General features: G+C 43.9%; 20 protein-coding genes and 1 pseudogene. 6 read left to right on the top strand and 15 right to left on the bottom strand.

What is annotated here, in order from left to right; translation table 11 throughout:
* Positions 1–27: 27 nt before the first annotated feature.
* A complete protein-coding gene (locus NST45_RS10625; protein ID WP_076223826.1) occupies positions 28–1062 on the bottom strand; it encodes an NADH:flavin oxidoreductase/NADH oxidase in 1035 nt (344 codons plus the stop codon).
* Positions 1063–1249: 187 nt separating this feature from the next.
* Here NST45_RS10625 and NST45_RS10620 point away from each other — a divergent pair, with 187 nt between their 5' ends.
* Positions 1250–2131 (top strand): polysaccharide deacetylase family protein, encoded by an 882-nt coding sequence (locus tag NST45_RS10620; RefSeq protein WP_036687626.1) that lies wholly within the window; start codon positions 1250–1252, stop codon positions 2129–2131.
* Between the two features lie 104 nt (positions 2132–2235).
* Here NST45_RS10620 and NST45_RS10615 read toward each other — a convergent pair whose 3' ends face one another.
* Positions 2236–2892 carry a 3D domain-containing protein gene (locus tag NST45_RS10615; protein ID WP_036687628.1) on the bottom strand — a complete coding sequence of 219 codons (657 nt, stop codon included), beginning with the start codon at positions 2890–2892 and terminating at the stop codon, positions 2236–2238.
* Positions 2893–3292: 400 nt separating this feature from the next.
* Here NST45_RS10615 and ppk1 point away from each other — a divergent pair, with 400 nt between their 5' ends.
* Positions 3293–5407 carry a polyphosphate kinase 1 gene (ppk1, locus tag NST45_RS10610; protein WP_036687629.1) on the top strand — a complete coding sequence of 705 codons (2115 nt, stop codon included), beginning with the start codon at positions 3293–3295 and terminating at the stop codon, positions 5405–5407.
* On the opposite strand, the gene NST45_RS10605 is transcribed toward ppk1, so the two are convergent.
* The 5 genes and pseudogenes from NST45_RS10605 to glgB form a co-directional block, all read right to left on the bottom strand.
* Positions 5355–6884, bottom strand: coding sequence for a Ppx/GppA phosphatase family protein (locus tag NST45_RS10605; RefSeq protein WP_038571520.1), 1530 nt, complete (start codon positions 6882–6884; stop codon positions 5355–5357). The two genes, ppk1 and NST45_RS10605, sit on opposite strands and share 53 nt — an antisense overlap.
* A gap of 161 nt (positions 6885–7045) precedes the next feature.
* Complete coding sequence (locus NST45_RS10600) at positions 7046–7768, bottom strand: amino acid ABC transporter ATP-binding protein (protein ID WP_036687633.1); 723 nt, start codon at positions 7766–7768, stop codon at positions 7046–7048.
* Positions 7755–9218, bottom strand: a pseudogene (locus tag NST45_RS10595) (ABC transporter permease subunit); the annotation flags it as partial. The gene NST45_RS10600 and the pseudogene NST45_RS10595, both read right to left, overlap by 14 nt.
* A gap of 454 nt (positions 9219–9672) precedes the next feature.
* Positions 9673–11097 carry a glycogen synthase GlgA gene (gene glgA / locus NST45_RS10590; RefSeq protein WP_036687636.1) on the bottom strand — a complete coding sequence of 475 codons (1425 nt, stop codon included), beginning with the start codon at positions 11095–11097 and terminating at the stop codon, positions 9673–9675.
* Between the two features lie 47 nt (positions 11098–11144).
* Positions 11145–13082 (bottom strand): 1,4-alpha-glucan branching protein GlgB, encoded by a 1938-nt coding sequence (gene glgB / locus NST45_RS10585; protein ID WP_038571523.1) that lies wholly within the window; start codon positions 13080–13082, stop codon positions 11145–11147.
* 216 nt (positions 13083–13298) lie between these two features.
* On the opposite strand from glgB, the gene NST45_RS10580 reads away from it, so the two are divergent.
* Complete coding sequence (locus NST45_RS10580) at positions 13299–14522, top strand: glucose-1-phosphate adenylyltransferase (protein WP_076144760.1); 1224 nt, start codon at positions 13299–13301, stop codon at positions 14520–14522.
* 100 nt (positions 14523–14622) lie between these two features.
* Here NST45_RS10580 and NST45_RS10575 read toward each other — a convergent pair whose 3' ends face one another.
* The 6 genes from NST45_RS10575 to NST45_RS10550 form a co-directional block, all read right to left on the bottom strand.
* On the bottom strand, positions 14623–15681 hold the full coding sequence (locus NST45_RS10575; RefSeq protein ID WP_081390266.1) for a GNAT family N-acetyltransferase: 1059 nt from the start codon (positions 15679–15681) through the stop codon (positions 14623–14625).
* A 6-nt stretch (positions 15682–15687) separates the two neighbouring features.
* Complete coding sequence (locus tag NST45_RS10570; protein ID WP_051491526.1) at positions 15688–17154, bottom strand: HAMP domain-containing sensor histidine kinase; 1467 nt, start codon at positions 17152–17154, stop codon at positions 15688–15690.
* Positions 17151–17849 carry a response regulator transcription factor gene (locus NST45_RS10565; protein ID WP_036687642.1) on the bottom strand — a complete coding sequence of 233 codons (699 nt, stop codon included), beginning with the start codon at positions 17847–17849 and terminating at the stop codon, positions 17151–17153. Before NST45_RS10565 ends, NST45_RS10570 begins: the two co-directional genes overlap by 4 nt.
* Positions 17842–19122, bottom strand: coding sequence for a hypothetical protein (locus tag NST45_RS10560; protein ID WP_235219555.1), 1281 nt, complete (start codon positions 19120–19122; stop codon positions 17842–17844). The genes NST45_RS10565 and NST45_RS10560 overlap by 8 nt, the downstream gene beginning before the upstream one ends.
* Before the next feature lie 34 nt (positions 19123–19156).
* On the bottom strand, positions 19157–19882 hold the full coding sequence (locus NST45_RS10555; protein ID WP_036687647.1) for an ATP-binding cassette domain-containing protein: 726 nt from the start codon (positions 19880–19882) through the stop codon (positions 19157–19159).
* A gap of 90 nt (positions 19883–19972) precedes the next feature.
* The gene (locus tag NST45_RS10550) at positions 19973–21127 is read right to left on the bottom strand and encodes an MFS transporter (protein ID WP_076144780.1); all 1155 of its coding nucleotides are present in this window, start codon (positions 21125–21127) and stop codon (positions 19973–19975) included.
* A gap of 160 nt (positions 21128–21287) precedes the next feature.
* Between NST45_RS10550 and NST45_RS10545 the strand changes: the two genes are divergently transcribed.
* The 3 genes from NST45_RS10545 (at position 21288) to NST45_RS10535 (ending at position 23805) form a co-directional block, all read left to right on the top strand.
* The gene (locus NST45_RS10545) at positions 21288–22205 is read left to right on the top strand and encodes a helix-turn-helix domain-containing protein (RefSeq protein ID WP_036687649.1); all 918 of its coding nucleotides are present in this window, start codon (positions 21288–21290) and stop codon (positions 22203–22205) included.
* Between the two features lie 36 nt (positions 22206–22241).
* Positions 22242–22988 carry an HAD hydrolase-like protein gene (locus tag NST45_RS10540; RefSeq protein ID WP_076141995.1) on the top strand — a complete coding sequence of 249 codons (747 nt, stop codon included), beginning with the start codon at positions 22242–22244 and terminating at the stop codon, positions 22986–22988.
* A 109-nt stretch (positions 22989–23097) separates the two neighbouring features.
* The gene (locus NST45_RS10535) at positions 23098–23805 is read left to right on the top strand and encodes a DsbA family protein (RefSeq protein ID WP_036687653.1); all 708 of its coding nucleotides are present in this window, start codon (positions 23098–23100) and stop codon (positions 23803–23805) included.
* A gap of 142 nt (positions 23806–23947) precedes the next feature.
* On the opposite strand, the gene NST45_RS10530 is transcribed toward NST45_RS10535, so the two are convergent.
* Entirely contained in the window at positions 23948–24904 is a 957-nt protein-coding gene (locus tag NST45_RS10530) for an ABC transporter ATP-binding protein (protein WP_076098781.1), read from the bottom strand.
* A complete protein-coding gene (locus tag NST45_RS10525) occupies positions 24894–25880 on the bottom strand; it encodes an ABC transporter ATP-binding protein (protein WP_036687658.1) in 987 nt (328 codons plus the stop codon). The genes NST45_RS10530 and NST45_RS10525 overlap by 11 nt, the downstream gene beginning before the upstream one ends.

Below are 25880 nucleotides of genomic sequence, written 5' to 3'. Positions count from 1 at the left end.
TGTGACAAACTTCACATCTAAAACGGTCTAGCCTCTTTTCCAAATCCCACGTTCATAAGGTTTAGGTACATCATGTACGCCACCAAGCGCTTCTTCAGCATGTAAAGCCCAATAAGGATCACTTAACATCCCACGGCCAATAGCTACAAGCTCCGCCCTTTTTTCTGCAATGATGGACTGTGCCTCAGAATAGGCTTCAAGCCGTCCTACCGCAATTACTGGCACTTGTAATCCACTGCGAATATATTCTGCCAGATCTGCTTGGTAGGCTGGGCCCGCATTAGGTCCACCATTAGAGCCAATGGGCCCTTCACCACCTGAAGACACATGGAACATATCCACTCCAGCATCCTTATATCGGCGGCAAAACTCCAGGGCATAGGCAGCATCATATCCACCATCAACATATTCTTTCGCGGATACCCTCATGATCAAGGGCATATCTACTGGCACTACTTCTCGGATTGCTGCAACTACTTGTTCTCCAAAAAGTGCAGGATCTTGTCCATATTCATCCTCTCTGAGGTTGGACAGAGGTGAATGAAACTGGTGAATTAAGTAACCATGCGCACCATGAATCTCCACAGTATCAAATCCTGCCTCCACAGCTCTACGAGCGGCATCACGAAAGGCTTCTATCATCTCAAGGATGCCTTCCTTAGAAAGCACCTGTGGCTGCTTAGAACGAGCATCAAAAGGAATTGCAGAAGGTGCAACCGGCGGCTCAGCATCGACCGCTTTACGTCCGGCATGCCCTAGTTGAATGGCTATTTTTGCTCCATAGGCATGTACACTATCTGTGAGCTTACGATACGCCTCTATATGCGTATCACTCCAAAGCCCTGTATCCCGGTTCGTTATTCTACCGTCCGGATGTACTCCAGTCATCTCGACAATGGTTAGACCAGTACCTCCAATAGCACGGCTTACATAATGAACAAAATGCCAATCATTGGGGATGCCATCCTCTTTATCCACCGAATACTGGCACATAGGTGGCATAACAATACGATTTTTCAGCGTTAAACCCTTCAATTCATAAGGTGCAAACAATTCTGACATCCTTGTCCCCATCCTTCCACCTGTCTATAATTGGCCCGGGAATATCCCGTTCTATTTAGTATACACGCATTAGTGTGTGCAAGAAATCTTTACCAGAGACCTTGAAGAAACGGCATAAATTCATCCTTCAATGGAGATAACAATGAAGAATATGGTGATGATCAGGTAGTAAAGGAGGCATTTGGGGATGTATGATCAACGGAGAGTCCAGAAACTGCTAGTAGTATTAGGATCAATCATTGTCCTGCTATTTCCAACCTCTTCAGCAGAGGTTGCTTCAGCTCCAGCTCAGAATCAGAAGTCCTCACAGGATCAAATTAAAAGTACGCAGACCACTGACGAAGACAAGGCGATATCTGCGGGAACTTCTACTACAAATAATTCAACGAGCAGCAACAATAAGAACACTAAGGGCTTGTCTCTGAGTCAGCTATTACACAAATATCCCGAGACCTTTAAGACCAGCGGTCCTCGGAATAAAGTCATCGCCTTAACTTTTGACGATGTGCCTGACCCAAGGTTTACACCCCAATTGCTAGATGTTCTTAAAAAATATCATGTCAAAGCAACCTTCTTCGTGGTAGGAAGCCGAGCTGAGAAACATCCTGCTCTAGTGAAGCGGATGATTAGAGAAGGACATGCTATTGGAAATCACTCTTATGACCATCCTCAGTTTGTGAAGCTGAAGATGCATGATTTCAGATCACAGATCATTGAGACCGAGAACATTATTCAAACCTTAGCCGGATATAAACCTCGCCTGATTCGTCCACCCTATGGAGATATCTCTGAGCAACAATTGAGATGGGCAAAAAATCATGGTTATAAGCTCGTAAATTGGAATGTGGATTCGTTGGACTGGAAGGGACTTTCCAAAACTCAAGTTAGAAATAACATCTTAGCTAATGCAGGAAAAGGAGCAATTATCCTTCAGCATGGTGGAGGTGGGCCGGGTAGTGATCTTAGTGGAACGATTCAGGCTTTACCTGAGGTAATCACGATTATGCGTAAACGCGGCTATTCTTTCGTTACCGTGCCTCAATTGCTGCAGGTCTCTAAAAATAAATAAATAAATAAGAAACGGAGGCAGCCGCTAAGGACTCCCTCCGTTTCTTATTTAACCTATTTAAAACCATTCCATATCTCTGTATAAATCTCTATATTTTTAGCTAGCTATTTAACAATGTATAATTGTACATATTGATAACCAAAATCCGCTACAAAGCTTTGGCTGCCTGGAATAAAGATATCGATGCGGTTACCTTTAATGGCACTTCCCATATCGGTTGCAGTAGCCAGAAAAGCTTCTTTAGGCAATCCTGAGTGTGAATGGCCGGTAACCAACACTTTTGTTCCAAGAGGAATTACACTTGGATCAACCGCAATGGTTCCTAGCTTAAGTGGGTTTCCAAAATAATCAACCGCACCCCAGCCTCCATTCTCACTAGCCGCTGAGGAATAAGCAGAAGCCTTAACTTGTATCGTTTTCTCATAGTTAAATGACTTGCCCCATGCTTCAACTGTTTTTGATTCTGGAGTAACATTCAGGCTTGGGGTAAGCACTGGAGTTTCTGTCGTAGCTACAGCTTCTGCTTGCATTTTACTAGGGATCGTTATTTTAAGTCCATCGTAAATATTAAGAGCTGCAACGTTTGGATTAGCTTTCATTAGATCATTAACACCGACATTGTATTGTTGAGAAAGAGTATAGAAAGTATTGCCTTCCTTTGCAATATGAACGCTGTCTGCAAAAGCAGGAGCGGTGTGCAGCAATGCACTAATTCCCATAACTGCAGCAAGGGTTTTAATGGTTCTGAACTTGTTCTTCATAAATGCCTCCTCTTTAGATGGGCGTAAGCGGTATGACTTCCGTATACGCTCGTGTACATTTCCTGTACTTATGTACATCTTGTGTGATGTCCTGATGTATTGTTGTCTTTTGTAAAACTGACAGGACTTAATATATCACAATTTTGTAACCTATGCGTATGTAATTGTTACCATTCTGAAATAACATGTTTAATTATTGTCTTTGATTCATTAAAAAGTTAACATAATTTTCATTATGTTAACTAATCAGCGACAATCATATCCTATTATATAAGATAATTAAATAATATTCTTTGAGATTTTACATAGATTTAACATTTCGTGCCTCATCCAATAGTAAAATGATAGAATATGATAAATAGATTTGAGATACAGACATCGAAGCATATTTGGAGGTCCCATGAATACAGAAGAGATTAAAAACAACCAAAGCAGTCCAGCCACTGCTTACCTCAATAGGGATTTGAGCTGGATCGAATTTAACCGCCGTGTACTCAAGGAGGCGCAGGACCCTGATAACCCTTTAATGGAACGTGCCAGATTTCTGGCAATCGTCTCGAGCAATCTGGATGAATTCATAAGCGTTCGCGTAGCGGGAATTCAAGATCAGATCCGGGCGGGTTATACTAAAAAAGATTTCACAGGCTACACCCCTTCCGGGCTGTATAAACGCCTCATCAAACGCGTAACCAAAATCATTGCCGATCAATACCGGACATTCCGTGATATTTCGCGGAGTTTGCATAAAGAAGGCATAGTATTTGTGGATTATAAGGATCTTACCCATGCCCAAGAGCAGTCCATAGAACAGTATTACCGGGATATCATCTATCCTGTACTTACGCCAATGGCTGTTGATCAGAGCCGGCCGTTTCCACTCGTGCACAGCCAGTTTATCTACCTAGCTGTTGTTCTTACTCGTAAGAATGGCCTTGAAGAGGAGCCTTATTTTGCTATCCTGCAAATTCCTTCGAATCTGCCAAGATGTATCCCTCTTCCACACCGCTCTAATAGTAAGAAAAGACAATTTGTATTTATTGAAGATGTGATCCGCCATCACATTCAAACCTTATTCAGCGGTTACGAACCTGTTGCGGTTAGTGAGTTTCGTTTGACTCGTAACTCAGATCTTACAATCGATGAGGAAGGTGCCGAGGATCTGCTGGAAGAGATCGAAAAAGAGCTGCGCAAGCGTCGTCGCGGGGTGCCTGCTCGTCTGGAGGTACAAAAAGGTATCCATCCCTATGCTCTTGAGCAGCTACAAGCTGAATTTGAGCTGGAGGACTTCGTATTTGAAATAGAAGGTCCGCTCGATCTGGGCTTTCTTCGTAATTTTGCCGGAAGCTTAAAAGGTTTTAGTTACTTGAACTATCCACCTATTGAGCCGGTCTACCCTGCTGAATTTCAAGAAAACGAGGATTTCTTCGAGGTGCTGCGTGAACGGGATGTATTAGTCTACCACCCTTACGAGTCTTTTGATGCGATGACAGACTTTATCATTCAAGCTTCAGAAGATGAGCAAGTGATGGCTATTAAAATGACCTTATACCGCGTCAGCGGAAATTCTCCACTTATCACTGCACTAGCCAATGCTGCGGAGTCTGGCAAGCAAGTTACAGTGGTTGTAGAGTTAAAAGCCCGATTTGATGAGGAACGGAACATCGCTTGGGCACGCCAGCTTGAAAAATCAGGCTGTCATGTCGTTTATGGTCTGATCGGACTCAAAACGCATGCCAAAGTGACCTTGATTGTCCGCCAGGAAGGCCCTGAACTGCGTCGTTACGTGCATGTAGGCACAGGAAACTATAATGACAGTACAGCCAAGGCTTACACGGATCTCAGTCTATTCACCGCCCAAAGCGATATCGGACTGGATGCTTCCGAGCTGTTTAATCAAATGACTGGATATTCGGCTAATTTTGACTGGCATTCCTTCATTGTAGCGCCAACGAATATGAGCTTATCCCTGCAAAAGCTAATGATGCGTGAAGCTGAACATGCGCGGGCAGGCAGACCCGCACGAATAATCGCCAAGATGAACTCACTCTCTAATCAGCAAGTGATCGACGATTTATATGGCGCAGCCCAAGCCGGTGTCTCCATTGACTTAATCGTGCGAGGGGTTTGCTGCCTACGTCCGGGAATAGAGGGCTTAAGTGAAAACATTACAGTACGCAGTATCGTAGACCGTTTTCTGGAGCACTCCCGGATCTATTATTTCGAAAATGGCGGCAAACCTGAGGTGTATTTATCCAGTGCCGACTGGATGACTAGAAACCTAACCCGCCGGATTGAGCTGATGTGTCCTGTCAGAGACAGCGGCATTCGCAAACAGATCGTCAAGATTCTAGAGTTGTCTCTACAAGATAATGTTAAAGCCAGCTTCTTGCAGGCTAATGGATATTACGAACAACCAGACGACAAAAAGGCCCCTTTCCGGAGCCAGTTTGCTGCAATGGATGTTACACGTTGGAAGGGAAGCCGAGTTTTACCTTCACCGCCCAAGCATTCTTAAACGCTTTTATCGCGTTCTCAATGTCCTCTAAGCCAATTAGCAGTGCTGATGCGCCCTCTAAGTCCAGATGAAGCGTATTGCCGTGCAGATTGGCCTTCAGGCCGCTTACAATCCCAATCTCGGTGCTGTCCAGCGCAATGCTAAGCTGGACAAGCGATCCGAGCTTATGAATCCACTCTTCGTCGGATGGCAGCAAAATGTCCTTATGTTGTTGGGACAATTTCTGCTTCCGGCTTTTTGTGCTGTATGAGGCAATCATAGCGCAAAGAATAAGCTGACGGTGGGTAAGTCCACGAATCGGTGAATTCATCAACCAATACAAAGTATGTCGTTTGGATTGGTAATAGTTAATATTCGTTCCCGTACGATGCAGCATGATGGACACATAGATTAACATCTCGTGCTCTGCTCTATTCGATTCATCTTTAAATGCGTCAAACAGGCTGAGCGCTAGCTTGTTGATATGATCTAAATACCGTTTAGAGGTATGAATATCAAAGCGAATGATCGTGTTTAAGCTATATTCCAAAGCACTAGCACGCACTGGCTGCTCCGGCTCCAGCAGATCATGCAGCAAACCTTCTCTGAGTCCTTCCCCGCTGATCACCGCCTCACTCGCCCCAATATACTGATACACCGTATGAAAAATAATCAACCCGGATACAATGATATCCGCCCGACTCTTAGATAATCCATCTAAATCCTTACGTTTTTCGTAAGGCATTGAAGGTAGGGTGTTCATAAAGTGCTCGATTGTCTCACTGGTCATCGTATAACCGTGGGAGTTAGGCAATGAGTATGCTCGTGTCTTCTGATCCAGCTTCCCCAAAGAACGAACCGTCCCTCCTAAACCGAATAAAGGAAGCCCAGCTTTGGCATTTAGCCAATCATGCTCAACCAGCCTGCCCAGAACAAAGGTCTGCAGCTTGTGAATCTGCTCATCGCTCCAATTCCCACCTTGGCCAAACATTAGGTTGGTATTTACTGCCCCAAACGGGAAAGAAATGCTGTGTTGATAACGCCGCTGACAAAAAAGAGTGATTTCAGTACTCCCGCCACCAATATCAATGACATAACCATCCTCAACATTAAAGGCATTAATAACACCCAAGAAGCCATAATATGCCTCCTGGTGGCCACTGATCACCTCAATCGGAATGGAAGAAGATTGTGACAAAAAGCTTATTATTTCGCTTGAGTTAGCTGCATTACGAATAGCTGCCGTTGCACCCGCCCGAATGGTTTCCACTGCAAAAGCATTGCAGATTTCCTTAAACTGCCGCAAGACCGGAACAATCGTTTCCATGTCCTTTTGTTCCAGTCTATTCTCCTTCGTAATCTTCTCACTAAGGCGAGCGGAGTACTTACACTCCTTGATGATCTTATAGCCTCCTTCGCGCGTTGTATCATAAATTACAAGACGAATGGAGTTCGAACCAATATCAATAATGCCTATCCGGTGTAGATCATCTCTCATTATGTATGTACTCCTTTTCCTGTTGATTGACTGACCATCTATTATACATGGTTTACATAAATAAATGAACTCAGTCCCAGCGATATATCCCCACATTACCCTCAGGACCCTATAACAAAACGGCCACCGGATACTTGTCCAGGGCCGTTTTGACGAATTCTTTATAATACTTTACTTAAAAAATCCTTAGTCCGAGCATGTGTAGGATTACCAAATACTTGTTCAGGAGTACCCTGTTCAACGATTACCCCGCCATCCATAAACAGAATGCGGTCACCCACTTCACGGGCAAAGCCCATCTCATGTGTAACAATAACCATTGTCATTCCGTCTTCGGCAAGCTTTTTCATAACCTCAAGTACCTCTCCTACCATTTCCGGATCAAGCGCTGAGGTAGGCTCATCAAAAAGCATCACATGCGGCTGCATGGCTAATGCACGAGCAATCGCAATCCGCTGCTTCTGTCCACCGGACAATTGAGCTGGATAAACATCCTTTTTATCTTCAAGCCCTACAGTCTTGAGGAGCTCCATTGCGAATTTATCGGCCACAGCCTGTTGCTGTTTTCTTACTTTAATCGGTGCGAGTGTAATGTTTTGCAGAACGGTTTTGTGCGGAAAAAGGTTGAACTGTTGAAAAACCATCCCCATCTTCTCACGCGTTGCATTGATATCATGCTTCTTTGAGGTGATCGATTCCCCTTCAAAAGTGATCTCTCCACCTGTAGGCTGCTCCAATAGATTCAAGCAACGCAGAAAGGTACTTTTTCCCGAACCACTGGGCCCGATTACAACGACAACCTCACCCTTTTTAATCTCCAAATCGATTCCCTTGAGAATCTCCAGCTTTCCATAATGCTTCTGCAGGTTCTTAACGGCGATCATCGGTATTCAGCCTCCTTTCGAGTCTACCTAGGATCTTGGAAAGCGTAAATGTTAGAACAAAATACATAAAGGCAGCAATCACGAGTGGTGTCATACCATCATACGAAATCGTTGTAACCGTACGAGCTTGAAACATCAAATCCGTTACTCCGATAAATGAAATAATTGATGATTCCTTGATAATGGTAATGAATTCATTACCGATTGCCGGAAGTACACTTTTAAGTGCCTGAGGAAGTACAATATGACGCATTGTCATCCCTTGTTTCATTCCAAGTGAACGTGCGGCCTCCGTTTGTCCACGATCGACACCCTGAATTCCGGCGCGAAATATTTCTGCCAGATAAGCAGAACTGTTAATGGAGAGTGTAATCGCCCCGGACTGAATCGGAGTAAACTCAATCCCAAACGTCGCCAGCCCGTAATGGATGAGAAACAGTTGCACAAGCATTGGAGTGCCCCGCAAAAATTCAACCCAAGCAGTGGCTAAGAAACGTAACACTCTCCATTTTGACATCCGTAGTAGAGAGACGATAATCCCAAGAATGAAGCCAAAAAAGACACCAAGAACAGCAAGAAGCAAGGTATATTGTAATCCAGTCAAGAAAAGATCACGATAATCATAAGCCATTCTAAATAAAGTAATATCCAATATCTTATCCCCCTATCTCCAAAAAAATAGAAAATAGCAAAGTTCCGCTATTTTCTGTAATACACATACAATTTACTTCAGCAGACCTAAAACAATATCCATTCCTTACTTCGTGCTTTCAGCAAGCTCACTGGCTGCCGCTACATATTCATCAATCTTACCTTCTGATTCTAGACGTTTAAGTGTTGCATTTACTTTATCTAGAAGCTCTGTATTGCCTTTTTTAATACCAATTGCGTATCCATCATCTTCTACTTCAGGCTTAGCATCGGTAATTACAAGACCCGCTAAATTCTTAACAAAAGATTTGGCTACAGGTCCTTCAATAATTGCTGTATCGATACGGTTAGATTGCAATTGCAGAACGATCTCGGAGATTTTACCAAGAGAAGTGATCTTTGCGCCTTCAATCTCTTTGGCGATTTCTTCTTGAATAGAGCCTGTCTGTACACCAATTTTGGTGCCCTTCACCGCGTCCATAGTAGCGTATTTATCTTTATCTGCTTCGCGCACTACAATAGCTTGCTCTGCTTTGTAATAAATATCTGAGAGTTCAACCGCTTTTTTGCGTTCTTCAGTCGGGCTAAGACCGGAAATCACCATATCTACACGTCCACTGGACAATTCGTTAAGCAGTGAATCAAAAGGCAGATCCTTAACTTCAAGCTCAGCGCCCATGTCAGCAGCAATTTCCTTAGCGATGTCGATATCGAAACCTACGATAGTATCTTTTCCGTCCACTACTTTATGGAATTCGTACGGAGGAAAATCTGCACTTGTTCCCATAATCAGCTTTTTAGTAACTGCACCGGAATTTGCATTACCACTAGCAGCGGTATCATTATCATTTTTATTTTGACCGCAGCCTGAGAGCAGACCTACCGCTAATACCATTCCTAAACTAAGTTTACCCCATTTGTTCATTTCTATATCTCCCCTATTCATATGAAAAAATCTAAGTTGACCCAATGACTGACTTATTATAAATCAGAACGCATGAATATGCAAAGGCATAATTGTGACAATAACTTCCTTTTAATGGATTTCTATGAGGGTAATTCTATAATACACAACTAAAAAACCGCTTTTATTCACGATGAAGCAAGATTTATACATTTTTACTATCCCCTATACTAGCTAAATCATTCGATTGTTCATTCCCTTATGTCATAAAAAAAAGGACTGCTCCCAGAGTATTTACCATACTCCCGGGTGCAATCCCTTATTAACCCATTACAGAATTTGTTAAACTTTATCTTGTTATATCATCATAGATATCCATGTACTGTTGAGCGGATACATTCCAGCTATAATCTCCCGCGAATGCATTTTTTGTGATCTTTTTCCAATGTTCAGGCTGCTTGTAAAAAGAAAGTGCCCGGCGCAGCGTAAACATCATATCGTGAGCATTATAATTGCTGAACGTAAAGCCATTGCCTTCACCGGTTTCTTCATTATAAGCGTGCACAGTATCATTGAGGCCACCTGTCTCACGTACAACGGGTATACTACCATAGCGCAAAGCGAGCAGCTGACTGATGCCACATGGCTCAAACTTGGACGGCATAAGGAAGATATCGCTGGCAGCATATATTTTACGTGAGAGTGCATCATTAAATAGGATCTGTGAAGACAGCTTTGTCGGATAACGCCATGCTGCTTCCTTGAACCAACGCTCGTAGGATTCATCACCAGTTCCAAGCAGCACAAATTGAATATCATCGTGATATAGCAGCTCATCCAGCACTCGGGTAAGCAGATCTAAGCCTTTGGAGTCCACAAGACGCGTGACCATAGCTACCATTGGGATATTAGCATCTACTGGTAATCCCAGCTCTTCCTGCAAGGCTACTTTGTTCTCCGTCTTCTTGGTCAAATTAGAACGATAACGGGTGACAAGGCTGGAATCTGTCGCTGGATTATAACTTTTAGTATCAATGCCATTCACAATCCCACTTAAAACATCTGACCGTGCGTTCAATAAACCATCCAGGCCGTAACCATAATAAGGTGTGCGAATTTCTTCTGAATAGGTCGGACTAACGGTCGTGACCCGATCACTGAATACAATCCCGCCTTTTAAGAAATTCACATTACCATAGTACTCCACACTACCAAAATAACTGCTATCCAGACCTAACAGCTCTCCAAGTACCTCATAAGGAAACACTCCCTGATACAACAGGTTATGTATTGTAAATACACTCCGCATTTCACTGTAAAATGGATTGTGACGATAATGCCCCTGTAGGAGCATTGGAATTACGGCCGCGTGCCAATCATGGCAATGCAGAACATCAGGCTGGAAATCAATGGCCGGCAGACACTCCAGTACTGCACGATTATAGAACGCAAACCGTTCACCATCGTCCATATAACCATAAATTCCATCACGCCCAAAATAATACTCATTGTCGATAAAATAAACGGGGATACCCTCATAGATAATGCGTTCAATTCCACAGTATTGTTTTCGCCAGCCAATTGGGACATACACTTCCGTTAAATGCTCCATTTGAGCGGTGAACTTGTCAGGAATCCCACGATATTTAGGCAAAATCACTCGTACATCTACCCCGGCAGCCTTCAGCGCTTTAGGTAGTGCTCCAATGACATCGGCCAAACCACCCGTTTTGACAAAAGGATGGGCTTCAGCTGCGGCAAATAAAACTTTCATGATTATTTCCCCCTTAAACTGTACGGATTCTCTATTCGTACTTAGATCTATAACTCTTTTGCCTCTTTATTCTTACCCATTCGTGACGTTTTTTTAAACACCAGGAAGCTAAGGGGCGGAAGAGTCAGCTCTATGCTGTTCACCTGATTGTGCCATTCCAGCTTAACGCTCTTTTGAGGGACATTGTGCAATCCGGAACCGCCGTACTCTACATTTTCGGAGCTAAAGAACTCTTCATATGTCCCAGCCCGTGGCACGCCTATACGATAATTGTGCCGTTCTACCGGTTGGAAATTGATGACAATAAGCAGCGTATCTCCTGGTTTCTTCCCTCGGCGTATATACGAAATCACACTTTGATCATTGTCATCTGCATCAATCCACTGATAACCTTCTTGAGCATGATCCAGCTCCCACAGCGCTTTTTCGGAGCGGTACAGTTTATTAAGTGCAGCCGTGTAGGCAAGCATCCGACGATGGCTCTCATAATCCAACAGCAGCCAGTCCAGCTGCTCCTGATCCTTCCATTCGATAAACTGACCGAACTCTCCACCCATAAACAGAAGCTTTTTACCGGGATGTGAGATCTGATATCCCAGCAGCTGTCTGAGCCCTGCAAACTTCTGTTCATAAGCACCTGGCATTTTGTCTAACAAAGACTTCTTGCCGTGGACAACCTCGTCATGCGATAGCGGCAATGCGTAATTTTCGGCATAAGCATAACATATTGGGAACGTAAGTAAATTATGATGATAAGGGCGCCCACCAAAATCATGTTCTATGTAGCCTAGCGTGTCATTCATCCAACCCATATTCCATTTGTAATTGAAGCCAAGGCCCCCTTCATGCACTGGTGCAGTAACCCCCGGCCAAGCACTGGACTCCTCAGCCATCATCAATGCCTTTGGGAAATAATGAAAGATAGCCTTGTTCAGATTCTGGATAAATTTGATGGCTTCCAGATTCTCCAATCCACCGTTAACATTCCGCCGATATTGATGATCCCGCTTTTCGAAATCTAATCGAAGCATACTGGTAACCGCATCTACACGCATTCCGTCGATATGATAATACTCAAACCAAAACAGCGCATTAGAAATAAGAAAAGAAGAAATCTCCGGCTTACTGAAATCAAACGAAAGTGTCCCCCAGCCTGGTTTTTCAGCTAACATTGGATCGGCATATTCATAAAGTGGCGCTCCATCAAACATACGTAATCCGTGTGCGTCTTTGGCAAAGTGAGCTGGAACCCAATCTAAAATCACACCGATACCTGCCTGATGCAGCTGATCGATCAAATACATCAACTCATGGGGTTCGCCATAACGGCTGGTTGCCGCAAAATACCCCGTCCCTTGATAACCCCAGGATAGATCGTATGGATGTTCTGCCAGCGGCATAAATTCCACGTGTGTATAGTTCAGCTCCACCAAATAAGGAATTAAGAGCTCGCTCATTTCCCGATAGGTGTAGAACTCTCCATCTTCTTTTTGACGCCAGGTACCGAAGTGCATTTCATAAATGTTCATTGGTTGTTGATAAGGCGCTTTGCTTTTCCGACGCCATGCTGCATCTCCCCATCGGTAGCCATCCAGTTCTGCTACTACCGAAGCCGTTGCCGGTCGAACCTCGGCTTTGAAAGCAAAAGGATCCGCTTTTAGGAAACTTGATCCATCTGAGGCAAGAATCCTGTATTTGTAAAAAGTTCCCGGCTGTATTCCCGGAAAAAAACGACTCCAAAATCCTGAATCGGGTATCTTATATAACGAGTCCACGCCCTGTGTTCCGTCCCAATCATTATGATCACCAGCTAGTCCTACATATGTCGCATGAGGAGCCCACACGGTAAAGCGCACACCGGTAACGCCTTCTTCAGCGGCAGTGTGTGCACCCAGCATAGAATAGCTGCGATAATTGGTGCCCTCATGGAACAGATAGATATCAGCAGCTGACGGAAGGGTCTCGATTTTTGCTTTTTCAGCCAATTCTACACCACCTTTTTCAATGTGCTTGTACCTATTACCTTACCCGAATATTACCATTTTGAAAATGTTTTGATGTTAAAAGAAAAGATTTTCTGATAAAGAAATATTAATTGTAATTTTTCTGTTTACAAAGCAATATATTTCACCTATGTCGTTTCAAGCGCTTGTCGTAAGTTTATATTACAAGCATTGACAAAATAATGGGAGGGATAACAAATGAACAACAAAAAAGATTGTATCGCCATGTTATTGGCAGGAGGGGAAGGCCGCAGATTGGCTCCCTTGACTTCCAGTATGGCTAAGCCTGCAGTCCCTTTCGGTGGACAGTATAAAATTATTGATTTCCCGCTAAGTAACTGTGTAAATTCGAACATTGATACAGTAGGTGTTCTGACACAATACGAAGCTGACTCTTTGCATAATCATATCGGTGAAGGCGAGCCTTGGGGCTTAGTTAGTCGAAAGGATAAAGGTGTCACATTGCTTCCTTCAGGTGTTGAAGGCAGAGACAGTTATACAGGAACTGCTGATGCGATTTATAAAAACATTGACTTTATTGATAGCCGCAACCCAGAACATGTGCTCATTCTATCCGGTGATCATATTTACCATATGAATTACCGTAAGATGCTGAATTATCATATTGAAAAAGGAGCAAAAGCAACTATCTCCGTAATGGAGGTTCCTTGGGATGAGGCTAGTCGTTTTGGAGTAATGAACGTAAACGATGATCTGAAAATTTCCGAATTTGCGGAAAAACCTAAAGTACCAAAAAGTAATCTTGCTTCAATGGGTATCTACCTGTTCGAGTGGGCTTATCTGAAGGAGCACTTGTTGCGGGATGCAGCTAATCCTAATTCCAGCCATGACTTTGGTAAAGACGTTATTCCTACCATGCTGGATCAGAATGATGATTTATTCGCTTACCGTTTCAAGGGTTACTGGAGAGATGTAGGTACAGTCGGCAGTCTCTGGGAAGCACATATGGACCTTCTGCAAAAAGACAATGGCATGAAGTTAGACAAGACTCATTGGCCTATGTATAGTCGGGTTCGCCGGAATAAGCTTGCAGTTCATAAACCACGTGTACAGATCCCGTCAACGGACTCTCTCGTGAATGAATCCTGCTCCCAAGAAGGTAGTCTACAACGTTCTGTAGTCTTTAATGGGGTAGAAATCGGTAAGATGAGCCAGATCAAACAAAGTGTTATTATGCCTGGAGCTCGCATTGGTCGTGGAGTGCTGATTGAGAATGCCATTATTGGTGAAGGGGCAATCATTAAGGATGGCGCAGTCATCAAGGGAAGCATAAATAATATCGTTGTCGTTGGACCACATGAGACTGTGGCTGCCAAGCCGGCGGTCCGAAACCAACCTTCCCGTCTGTTTCAGGATGTGTATGAGAAGACAGGACGTTTGCGTGAAGTTCTTCCTTCATAACAACCATTATATAGAAAAATACTTTATATAAAAAGGGGCTGTTGTCCTGGTCGATCATGACCAGAGCAACAGCCCCTTCGGTTGTGCAAAATTAATGATTTTATGAATTACGGCTAGCCGTCCATTCTCTGTCTAATATGCTCATTTCCACACAATCTACATATTGCTCACCGAATAAAGCGGACTCACGTTGAACACCCTCCCGCTTGAAGCCAACAGCTTCATAAGCTTTCAGGGCAGCTGTATTGAAATCGAAAGCGCCTAGAGACAGACGATGCAGGTCCAGACCTTCAAATCCAATTCGAAGCATTTCTTGTATCATCCGTTTACCAATGCCTCTACCTTGAAACTCAGGGTCCACTACTACCCTGCCGATACGTGCAGAACGATTAACCCGGTCAATGGCTGAAAAGCTAATATGGCCCACTACCTGCTGCGTAGCTTCCTGAATTGCAAAGAAGATAAGGCGATCGGATAAGCCTGGATGATTAGCATCCGTTAAGTATTTAACAAGCTGCTCATCGTCTAAAGGATAAGTAAGCGAAGGTCCTGCCCACTGCTTCAGATACTCTGGAGAAACACTCCAGCGCTTTAAGTGTTCAAAATCAGATTCTGATATAAACCTGAGGATCAGACGGTCTGACTCAGCACTCTCCTCAAAATGTTCATATAAGTTCACTAAACGACCATTTCCCATATCGTTAGTGCCCATGTAGTGAAAACCCATGCTCTGATAATAACGATTGAGCTTAATGTTATGTGCCACAGTGTCAAACCTAAGACTCTTACAGCCTAGATCTTTGGCTAGCACTACTGCATATTTAAGCATTTGCTGTCCAAGTCCTCGGCCGCGGTGGGAGTCTTTCACAGCCAATCGGTGCAAATAAGCGTAGGACTTATCATTTTTACTGCCCCAGTACTGTGGATCACTGAATTGCAACGTGAACATGCCAACTACAGCCCCATCGTCAAGGGCTAAATAAACATGTCTGTCAGCGAAATATCCTGCAATATCGGTCTCATTAAATTGTCCGGGTGTCCATTGGTTAATCCCGTTACGCTCCATCCATCCTGCCGCTTCTTGCAACAGCCTCAAGATGTCGTTAACCCGATCAGGCTCTCCACGAACTATACGGATCGAATTCTTCGTTATCCCCATTCCAGGTCACGTCTCCCAATCATCTAATTCAGGAAAGGTAGCTGTAATTTGAGTTACCTCATCTGAGTTAACTTCCGGCTGTGGTTCAGTAAGAGGCAAGATGACGGTTACTTCCGTTCCCTTTCCAAGCTCACTTGCCATATCAAGTGTCCCATTATGAAGTTCTACAATCTGCTGTGAGATCGCTAACCCCAAGCCTGTTCCTCCATTAAGTGCATCCACTTGAAAGAAACGGTCCTTAACTCTGGATATATGCGCTTCACTAATCCCTATCCCGCTGTCTCGTACCATAATCGCTGTTTCTGTAGCAGACAGCCTCTTTGCTGACAATTCAATACTGGAATCTTCATGTGAGAATTTCACTGCATTGTCTACCAAGTTCAAAAATACCTGTTTTAAGCGATTGGCATCCCCTTTAACAAAGATCGCGTCTTCACATTCCAGCAGCAGATGAATTCGTTTCTTTTCCGCTTTAGCCCAAACATTCAGTATCGTCTCTTGTAGCAGTACCTTTACATCTACAACCCCAATCGACAGCTTCATTTGGTTCTGCTGCAGCTTAGAAAAGTCGAGAATTTCCTCCACCAGCCCAATCAGACGTTCACTTTCTTTGGAGATGATGCTGACTCCAAGTTTTGTCTCCTCCGGATCATACCCGCCGGAAACTAAAGTTTCACTCCAGCCCTTGATACTTGTAAGAGGTGTCCTCAGCTCGTGAGAAATGGACGAGATAAAATCATCCTTAATCTGATTGCTGCGCACAATTTCCTGAGCCATATAATTCAGCGTTGAAGCCAAATCACCAATCTCAAATTTATAGTCTCCCTTAATCCGTACGTTGAATCTCCCCTTGGCCATCTGGGCTGAAACTGCCGTAATATTATTCAGCGGCTTCACAATCGAATTGGCCAGTCCGAAGCTAAACCCAACAACTACAGCCATAACAGCTGCAGCAATAGCAGTAGACAATAAGGTAAGATTAAGCAAATCATTATTGATTTCTTCTAGTGAAGTAATATACCTTAGGACATACTTATCCTGTCCATGAATCTGCAGCATTTTGGAAACCGCCATCACGCTCTCATTCGTGCCTGCCTGACGCCCTACCCAGCGTCCAACGCTGCCGCCAACGGCTTCTGGTACATCACTGGTCGTAATGGTCCGATCCGGCTGAAAGCCAGTGGAACTAGTGATGATATCCCCATTTAGCGATAAGATTTCCAGCTCCGTCTTGCTCAATGAGAACCTCTCCAGTACTTCTTGTAGCAGATAGATGCTATTATCGCTTGGTATCATGTTCTTTTGAAAAAACGACTCTGAAACAGAAATGTGATTCTTAATCTTGCTGTATACACTGTCATAATAATATGTTCTGATGGCCAGCAGGAAGATAACTTCTACGAGGAGAAGCGCCAAAAAAACTACAAGAATGTAGTGCAGAACAATCTGTCTGCGCATCCCCTTCTTAATCATTGTCCTTGGCCTTTCCATCTATATCCGTGCCCCCATACAGTCTGCAAAAATTCCGGTTCCGAAGGATTGTTCTCAATCTTCTGGCGTAAGCGCCGGATATTTACATCTACAATTTTGGGATCACCCATATACTCCTTGCCCCACACATGATCCAACAGAAGATCGCGGCTAAGTGGAGTGTTTTCTTTTTCAAGAAAGAATTGAATCAGAGAGAACTCCGTAGGCGTCAGTTCAATGGCTACATTATCACGTTTGAATTGTTTGGTAATAAGATCCAAGCTGAAAGGCCCCGAATGAAAAGAAACCTTGGCCGACTGTTCACGATGCACATTTACACGGCGCAGCAAAGATTGAATACGCGCAATTAGCTCCGTTGGGCTAAATGGCTTACTAACATGATCATCTGCACCTACGGACAAAGCGTAAACTTTATCCTGCTCCTGAACCTTGGCGGTAAGAAAAATAATTCCCAAGCGTTCATTAGTCTCCCTAATCCGTCTACAAACTTCAAATCCATCAATGCCGGGAACCATAACATCCAATAACGCAATATCAATATCAGGTATAGTGGTTAATTTATGCAATGCTTCATTTCCGTCAGCAGCCTCCAGCACTTCGAAACCATTACGCTTCAAATTAATGACTATGAAACTGCGAATGGACTCTTCATCTTCCAATATCAGAACTTTACTCATCTATTCCCTTCCTTTCAATAGGGGAGGCAATCTTATTGCTTCCTTCTTTAGTTGTACTTTGTTCTAGCTCACCACGGTAGCCGATGACTTTATCTGAATCCCGTCCAAGCAGCTCCCAGCCTTCATTCTTAGCCTTATCCCATTCCGAAGGAGAAAAGAAGGAAACCTCAGCAAACGTCTCTCCGGTGTCGGTCATGATGAACTTAAGGTTTTTATCCAGAACAGATTTCGTGTCAATACTTACCTTTCCATGCAGCTCTGGATCAAAATTAATAGTAAAGCGATCCGATGGATCACGATATAGCTGGACTGCAAAGGTTAGGCCATCTTTTCCATCCCATTTATAATAGGAGGTGAAATAAGGAATATCTGCGGGGTCGAAATACTCCCATCCTTTTGGTGCTTCAAGCAATCCAACTTCAATAATGCCATCATGATCAATATCTTCGCTTGCAATCAGACGATCTTTGTAAGTCCTCGTATCACCTGGCAAAACCACGCGCAGCTTGTTATGCTCCATAAGAACAATTAAACTGTAGGCGGATTGGAAATCCACCGAAGCGTCCAATACGATTCCTTCTTTATCTTTGGCAATCTTTCCTGCGACAATATTGTAATAATTAAAAAAATATGGATCGATATCCTCGATCTTATCGAGCACCTTAAAGCCATCATTGTACTGATAGATCGAAATGGTTGCAAATTCATTTCTTTTAAAATAAACAACGGTGATGTCTTCAATTCCATCCTTGTTAAGATCATCAATCATATATTTGGTGTAAGGAAGTGAAAGCACTTCTTCTAATGATCCACTGGAATAGCTATACACGACGAGGCCTTTTTCTTCCCCACGTGAATAACCTGTAATGATATTCAGCTTCCCGTCACCTGTCATATCTTTCAGATCGACGGACTCCAGCATAGTTCCATCCCCATCAAAAACAAGCTTTTTGACCCAGGCATCTCCTTGCTTCTCTAAGATCATCCCGTGAATCTCTACAGCTTCGCTTGGCGTTCTATAGAACACCAACGACTCCATAATTCCATCGTTATTGAGATCCTCTGTGAAAATTGAGCTCTCATCATTAACCGGACGGATCAACTCCGTACCCGCTGGAATATGTGAATTAATAGCAGCCATAAGTGTTGCTTTGTCAGCAGACAGCTGCGGAGCTTTCATCTTCGAAACGGGATCACTGATGAAAGTACAACCCGAAAGTACGGATAACGACAGTGTTGCAGCTGCCAGGCACCTAAGACTTTTTATACTCAACCTCATCACTCTTTTCCTTATCCGTGTCCGAACTTTACAAATTCGCGCGTTCCTGAGACGTTAATCTACGTCCCTTTATATCATGTTTAATTCGTCCATCTTCTAGTACCCATATACGTGAAGCGAAACGTTCAGCCAGTTCAATAGGCAGCACCGTCACTACGGTAAGCCCCGTCTCTTTACATAGTCTGCGCAAAGTTTCCAATACACTCTCTGCCGATTTGGGATCAAGACCCGTAACCGGTTCATCCGCTAGAATTACTTTGGCACCATGAGTTAATGCTCTAGCAATCGCTACACGCTGACGTTCACCACCGCTTAGCTGGCTAGTCTTCATCTTCGCTTTATCTAGAAGTCCAAGGGCATCTAATTCATCCATCGCACCCATATAATCATCTGAACGAACCATCCCTGTAACCATACGCCACATTGGCGTCTGTGCGGACTGGCCGATCAGCACGTTTTTCAGCGCTGTGCGGTTAGGATTGAGCTCAGCATTCTGCTCCAGGTAAGCCCACTCCCGGCGAATTTTTCTTTTTCCGGAAAAGGCACTCGCCATAATATCCGTACCGTCCACTCTAAAATTCCCTCTGTCCCACTTCTCTCGCAGCGCTAAACAGCGTAATAAAGTGGTCTTACCGCTCCCACTCGCTCCAAGTATGGCTACGAGCTCACCCGGCTCTAATTGAAATCCTATATCCTGCAGGACCGGATTTTTATCTTCCCCAACTGCCTTGGCTAAGTGTTCAACTGTGATCATAGTTCAGCCTCTCCCTGTCTTCATCTATAATCTATAGTGTACTCTGAATGTGAGTTCAATTTCCATGCGAGCACTCGTTCTTATCTTACCTCAATTTCTAGGTTGTGGCGAGAATAATAACCCAAGCAAGCCGAACACGATATATAAACCACCCATCAGGGCAAAAATACCGCCGCTTAAGCCCACTTGCAGCAACAAACCACCAATGCCGGGACCAATAATACTGCCAATACTAAAATGGAAAGAAGCAACCACATTGGCAGCAGGCAGTAGATGTCGTGGCAAAATATCCGCGGCCAGACTTAGCCCTAATGAGAAAAAGGAGCCCACTAGTCCTCCTGCGATCATCAGAAGCACCATTGTCAACGTAAAATGGTCACCTGACAGCGGCAACATAGTGAAGGCGATCCCGCCTCCGATCCCGGCAATAATCAGTACCCGCTTGCGGCCAAACCGGTCGCTCCACAGACCTAATGGAAACTGCAGAAGCAGTCCTCCGACCCCCGCAAAAGGCAATAACGCTGCAATTTGATCTGTGCTGTAACCGATACGCAGACCATATACCGGAAAGCTGCTATTTAAGCTGGCTTCCATAAAGCCATATAAAAGGGCTGGAATTAAAGCGAACCAGGCTAAGCTGTAACAACGACCGAAACGGCGAACCTGACTTTCACCACTCTCCGCTTTATCTGGCCGGGAATCCGGCAGAATTGTAGTCACAAGAATTAAGACTAACAAAAATAGAAATGCGAGAACAATAAAAGGCACTGCCTGTCCATAACGCAGCAGACTTATCCCAAGTGGACCCAAGCTGAAACCCAGACCATAGGACATGCCATATAGTGAAAGATTACGTCCGCGATGCTCGGCAGGTGTCATGAGCAGAACCCAAAGCTGGGCCCCGTAATTAATCGCAGCATCGCCCACACCCACAAGCAGACGCAATACAAACCATACCTTGATCCCTGTAAAAAAGGGAAACATGAGCAAGCTTACTAAGACTAAACTAATCCCACCAGCTATCAATTTTTTAAATCCAACCGCTCCAAGAACACGTTCAGCAATCAAGGTCATCCCAAATGATCCTATGTATAGGGCAGCAGCATTCAGTCCGTTCAGTGACGAGGAGACTCCTTTTTGCTCCAAAAGAATGGATAGAATGGGCAGCAACAGCCCTTGGCTAAGCCCCGCGGCTATAGTAGCTGTAATAAGAATCATGAAAGTCATTTTGCTATTACTTCGTATAGATACTTTAAGCCGGTCTGACACGGATGATATCCCCCTATAATAAAAACAATGATGTGATCGAACGCCAATTGGCAAACACCGAACATTATAGTGGACAACCCTCTTCAAAACAAGAGATAATATGTAGAAGTTACGGATTTCTGGGGGTGCATGTTACATGGATTACGAATTAAAAATCGACGTATCGCCGGTTTATGAACTGCTGGACAGTTTTATGATATATGTAACCAGAAAATGGATCTCCAATTTGGACCTCGGTCCCCACTGGGTAAGTGATGTGGAAGATCGCATTACTCCTCATAAAGTAACAGCTCTCATGCAAGCTGCGGAGTGGCCATTTACGGATTATGATGTGTTATATGCTTGGGTTTACAGCCGAGGGCCCGCAACGTCAGTACTGCATTTCCTGGATGATCTGGATTCAGCTTCTATAGAAGAGTGTTATCAGCAGATCGCACCGTTAATTCATGATTTCACCATAGATGAAGCTTCCCGGATCAAGAGCAGCTATAGTCCGCTTCTTAGACTCTGGTATGAGCAATATTTCCGTCATGTTGAACACAAGATTTTACCGTTATTAATTGAAGATGCCTCTGAGAAAAAAATGCTGGAAAGCAAAATGGATCCTATTTCTTTAATTGAATACGCATCCGGTGGTGTAGTTTTCGAGGATATACGGGATCTTAAGACTATAGTATTATTGCCTACCGTTCATAATCGACCAATCAACACCTACTGCTTCTACAAAACTATGGTGATTGTACAGTATCCTGTAGATGTGCCATTGGAAGATGAAAATGAGCCACCGATGGTGCTATTGCGCATGACCAAGGCGCTGTCAGATCCAACCAGACTCCGATTGCTTCGGTATGTCGCCCATGAACCCAAATCTCTATGGGAGATGCAGTCCGATCTAAATCAATCCAGAGAAATGCTTATGCATCACCTAATGATCCTACGCGTAGCCGGTTTACTCCGTATCCATCTTCGCGGGGAACAAGACGAGCGCTTCAGTATCCGTCCAGACGGCGCTTCTGAGCTTCAAATGTTTCTAGAATCTTATATTCACCTATAGAACACTATACAGATACAGATCCAAGGAGTGAGAGATATGAAATACACAACTCAACAGGTAATTTTCGATCTAGATGATACGCTGGTTCACTGCAACAAATATTTCGATTTAATTTTAGGGCAATATTTCGAGCTCATGACTGATTGGTTTAATGAATTTGGCCCAAGCACCAGTGAATTACGCAGCAAGCAAATAGAAATTGATGTTGATACCGTCAACACGAGTGGCCTGGCCAGCGACAACTTTCCCAAATCCTTAATCGCCACCTACCGTTATTTCTGCGGCAAATATAACTGTCCGACAGATCGCTTTCAAGAGCAGCAATTACACAAGCTCGGCCTAAGTGTCTATGACCAAGAAATTGAAGCTTACCCTGGCATGGTTGAAACACTCGATACGCTGAAGCAAGAGGGTCACCATTTATTCTTGTATACTGGCGGGGACGACACCATTCAGCAACGTAAAATTGAACAAATGAAGCTGGATGCTTATTTTGACGATCGTATCTATATTCGGAAGCATAAAAATGTTGAGGCACTTGAAAATATTTTGGCTACCCAAAGCTTTGACCGCAAACGTACCTGGATGATTGGCAACTCGTTACGTACAGATGTACTTCCCGCAGTTACCGCAGGCATTAACAGTATCTACCTGAAGCAACAAAATGAATGGAGCTATAACCTTATCGAGCTGGAGCAAGAGATGCAGCAAGCCGTGATGACTATTTCGTCCATCCACGAGGTGCCTCCTGTCATTCGCTCAGCCGCTAAATTCAAAAACTAATAATCTAGCTACAACGTTACGTAGCATTGTTACAAATGACATATCTACACTACCTACTGGATGATTATACTATTTTTATAGTATTCCTATATTGTCTAGGAGGTGAGATATGAATAAGAAAGTGTCAGCTAAACAATCTCAGACCAAAAGACCTTTGCTTCCCATGATATTAGGTGTCGTTGTTGTGATCCTTCTCGCTGTAATTGTTTTCATCTTAAGCAATAAGACTGATGATACAGCAGATCTACCCAACTACACCGACGTAAAGGGAAGCATTGTTGTTGATGGGCTGAAATATGAGAAGCAACCTCATCTTGGAAGTCCTGATGCCAAAGTTAAAGTTATCGAATTCGCAGATTTCAAATGTCCCGCCTGCAAAATGTGGACTGAAAAGTATCTGGATACTTTTATTAAAGACTACGTGGATACCGGAAAAGTGGAACTTTTCTTCATGAACTTTGCATTTTTGGACCGGGACTCTTATCTTGCTGCTAGCGCCGGCGAAGCCATCTACAAGCAAAGTAACGAGAAGTTCTGGGAATACCTTCATAAGCTGTACGCTAATCAAGGCGATGAGAGCGAAATTTGGGCCACTCAGAAATTCATTTTAAAATTCGTTAAGAATAACATCGAGGGCATTGATTACGCTCAATTTGAAACAGATCTCAAGAATCATACCTACATGTTCGATGTAAAAGAAGACTTTAAGATCGCTGGTTCCTACGGAGTGAACGGTACTCCTAAATTTATGGTGAACGGAGTGCTGCTTCAGGATTCTTCCTATGAAGGGTTAGCAGCAGCGATTGACAAGCAGTAAGCAGCCTTTAACTTGTGCCCTATAAGCTGTTCACTTTGAAAAAAGCGACCTTCTTACAGGGCTTTTTTGTGTCTATGAATTAAAAAAGATGACTTCTGTGATATACAGAAGTCATCTGCTGATTACTTAATTAAGCCACTGCTTATTCTACCAAATGACACACGGCACTATGGCCTTCTGACACGATTTTCCGTTCAGGCTTGACAGCCATACATACATCCGAGGCAAAAGAACACCGCGGATGAAAAGTGCAGCCACTTGGTGGATTGAGCGGTGATGGCACCTCGCCTTGAATCGATACCATCTGCTGCTTCTGCTCCACACTATCCGGAATCTTCAAAATCGAATTTAGCAAAACCTGCGTGTAAGGATGCGTAGGTTTCTTGAACAATTCATCCGCCGGAGCCTGCTCAACCACCTCTCCTAAATAAAGAACCGCGATATCATCACTCAAATACTCCACTACTGCCAAATTATGCGAAATAAAGATATAAGTCAGGTTAAATTCCTTCTGCAAATCCTTTAGTAGTTGAATGACTTGAACCTGAATAGATACATCCAATGCGGACACCGGTTCATCACAAATAAGCAATTTGGGATTCAGTGACAACGCTCTGGCAATTCCAACCCGCTGCAACTGTCCACCTGACAGTTCATGCGGATAAGCGTATTGGACTTCAGAAGGCAAACCGACCCGCTCAAGAAGTTCGAGCACACGCTCATGCCGGCTTACTTTAGTTCCAATTTTGTGGATAGCCATTGCATCTTCAATAGCGTCTCCTACCGTCATTCTCGGGCTAAGGCTCGCCTTGGGATCCTGGAAAATAATTTGCATATCACGGCGCATCGCCCGCAGCTTCTCTTTATTTGCCTTTGATAGTTCAACGTCCTCAAAAAATATTTTTCCTTTGTCAGATTCGAGTAGACGCAAAACCATTCTCCCCAAGGTTGATTTTCCTGAGCCACTTTCCCCAACAAGCCCCAATGTTTTCCCTGCTTCCAGAGTAAAAGAAACATTCTCGATGGCATGCAGCTTTTTTCCTTGTACCCGAAAAGTTTTTGAGACATTCTCTACGCGCAAGAGCGGATTATTGGGCATAGGAAGCGACCTCCTCAGCATGATGGCAGGCGATCTGATGATCGGTGCTAAAATCTCGAAGCTTGGGAACCTCATTCTGACACCGCTCAGTTGTATAGAAGCAACGATCGGCAAATGGGCAGCCGGTCAATGTCTGTGTAAGTGTCTTTGCCGTCTTTGGAATAGGCATTATTTCTTTTCCCTTGTGGCCCACTTCGATAATGGAGCGTTTCAATCCAAGTGAATAGGGATGCGCCGCCTCACTTATGAACTTGTCCGTAGTGGCTTTCTCCATGATTTGGCCCCCGTACATCACGATGATTTTGTCACAAAAGTTGGTCGCAAGGCCAAAATCATGCGTTACCATCACTACGCTCATCCCATGTTTTCTGCGCAATTCCTGCAATAGTGCAAGAATCTGCATCTGCACAGTGACATCAAGCGCGGTTGTTGGCTCATCGGCAATCAATAATTGCGGTTCACATGCCAAAGCAATAGCAATCATGATACGTTGGCGCATACCCCCGGAAAATTCGTGAGGATAACTTTTAAACCGTGATTTGGGATCCGGAATCCCCATTTCATGCAAGAGCTGAATGGTTCGGTCAAAAGCTTCCTTCCGGTTTGCATATTGATGCGTCAGCATGGCTTCCATTATTTGATCCCCGATACGCATGATCGGGTTCAAGCTGGTCATCGGATCTTGAAAAACAACGCCGATGTCACGTCCACGAATATCTTCTAATTGTTTGGGACGCATTTTAAGTAAGTCCTTACCATTAAACTGAGCTGTCCCCGATGTTATTTTTCCATTTTCGCGAATGAGCCCAATTGATGACATCAATGTAACGGACTTGCCGGAGCCACTTTCACCAACAATCCCCAAGGATTCATTTTCATTGATTGAAAAACTAACGCCGTTTACGGCATAAACTTCATCTTCACTGCGGGAGAACTTCACATGAAGGTCATCAATAGAAAGTAGCGGTTCACCCAT

This window comes from Paenibacillus sp. FSL R7-0163 (assembly GCF_037969975.1).
Taxonomy (GTDB): domain Bacteria; phylum Bacillota; class Bacilli; order Paenibacillales; family Paenibacillaceae; genus Paenibacillus_AQ; species Paenibacillus_AQ odorifer.
Note: the sequence above shows the minus strand (reverse complement) of the source record. Positions and strands in the feature narration are given on the sequence as shown.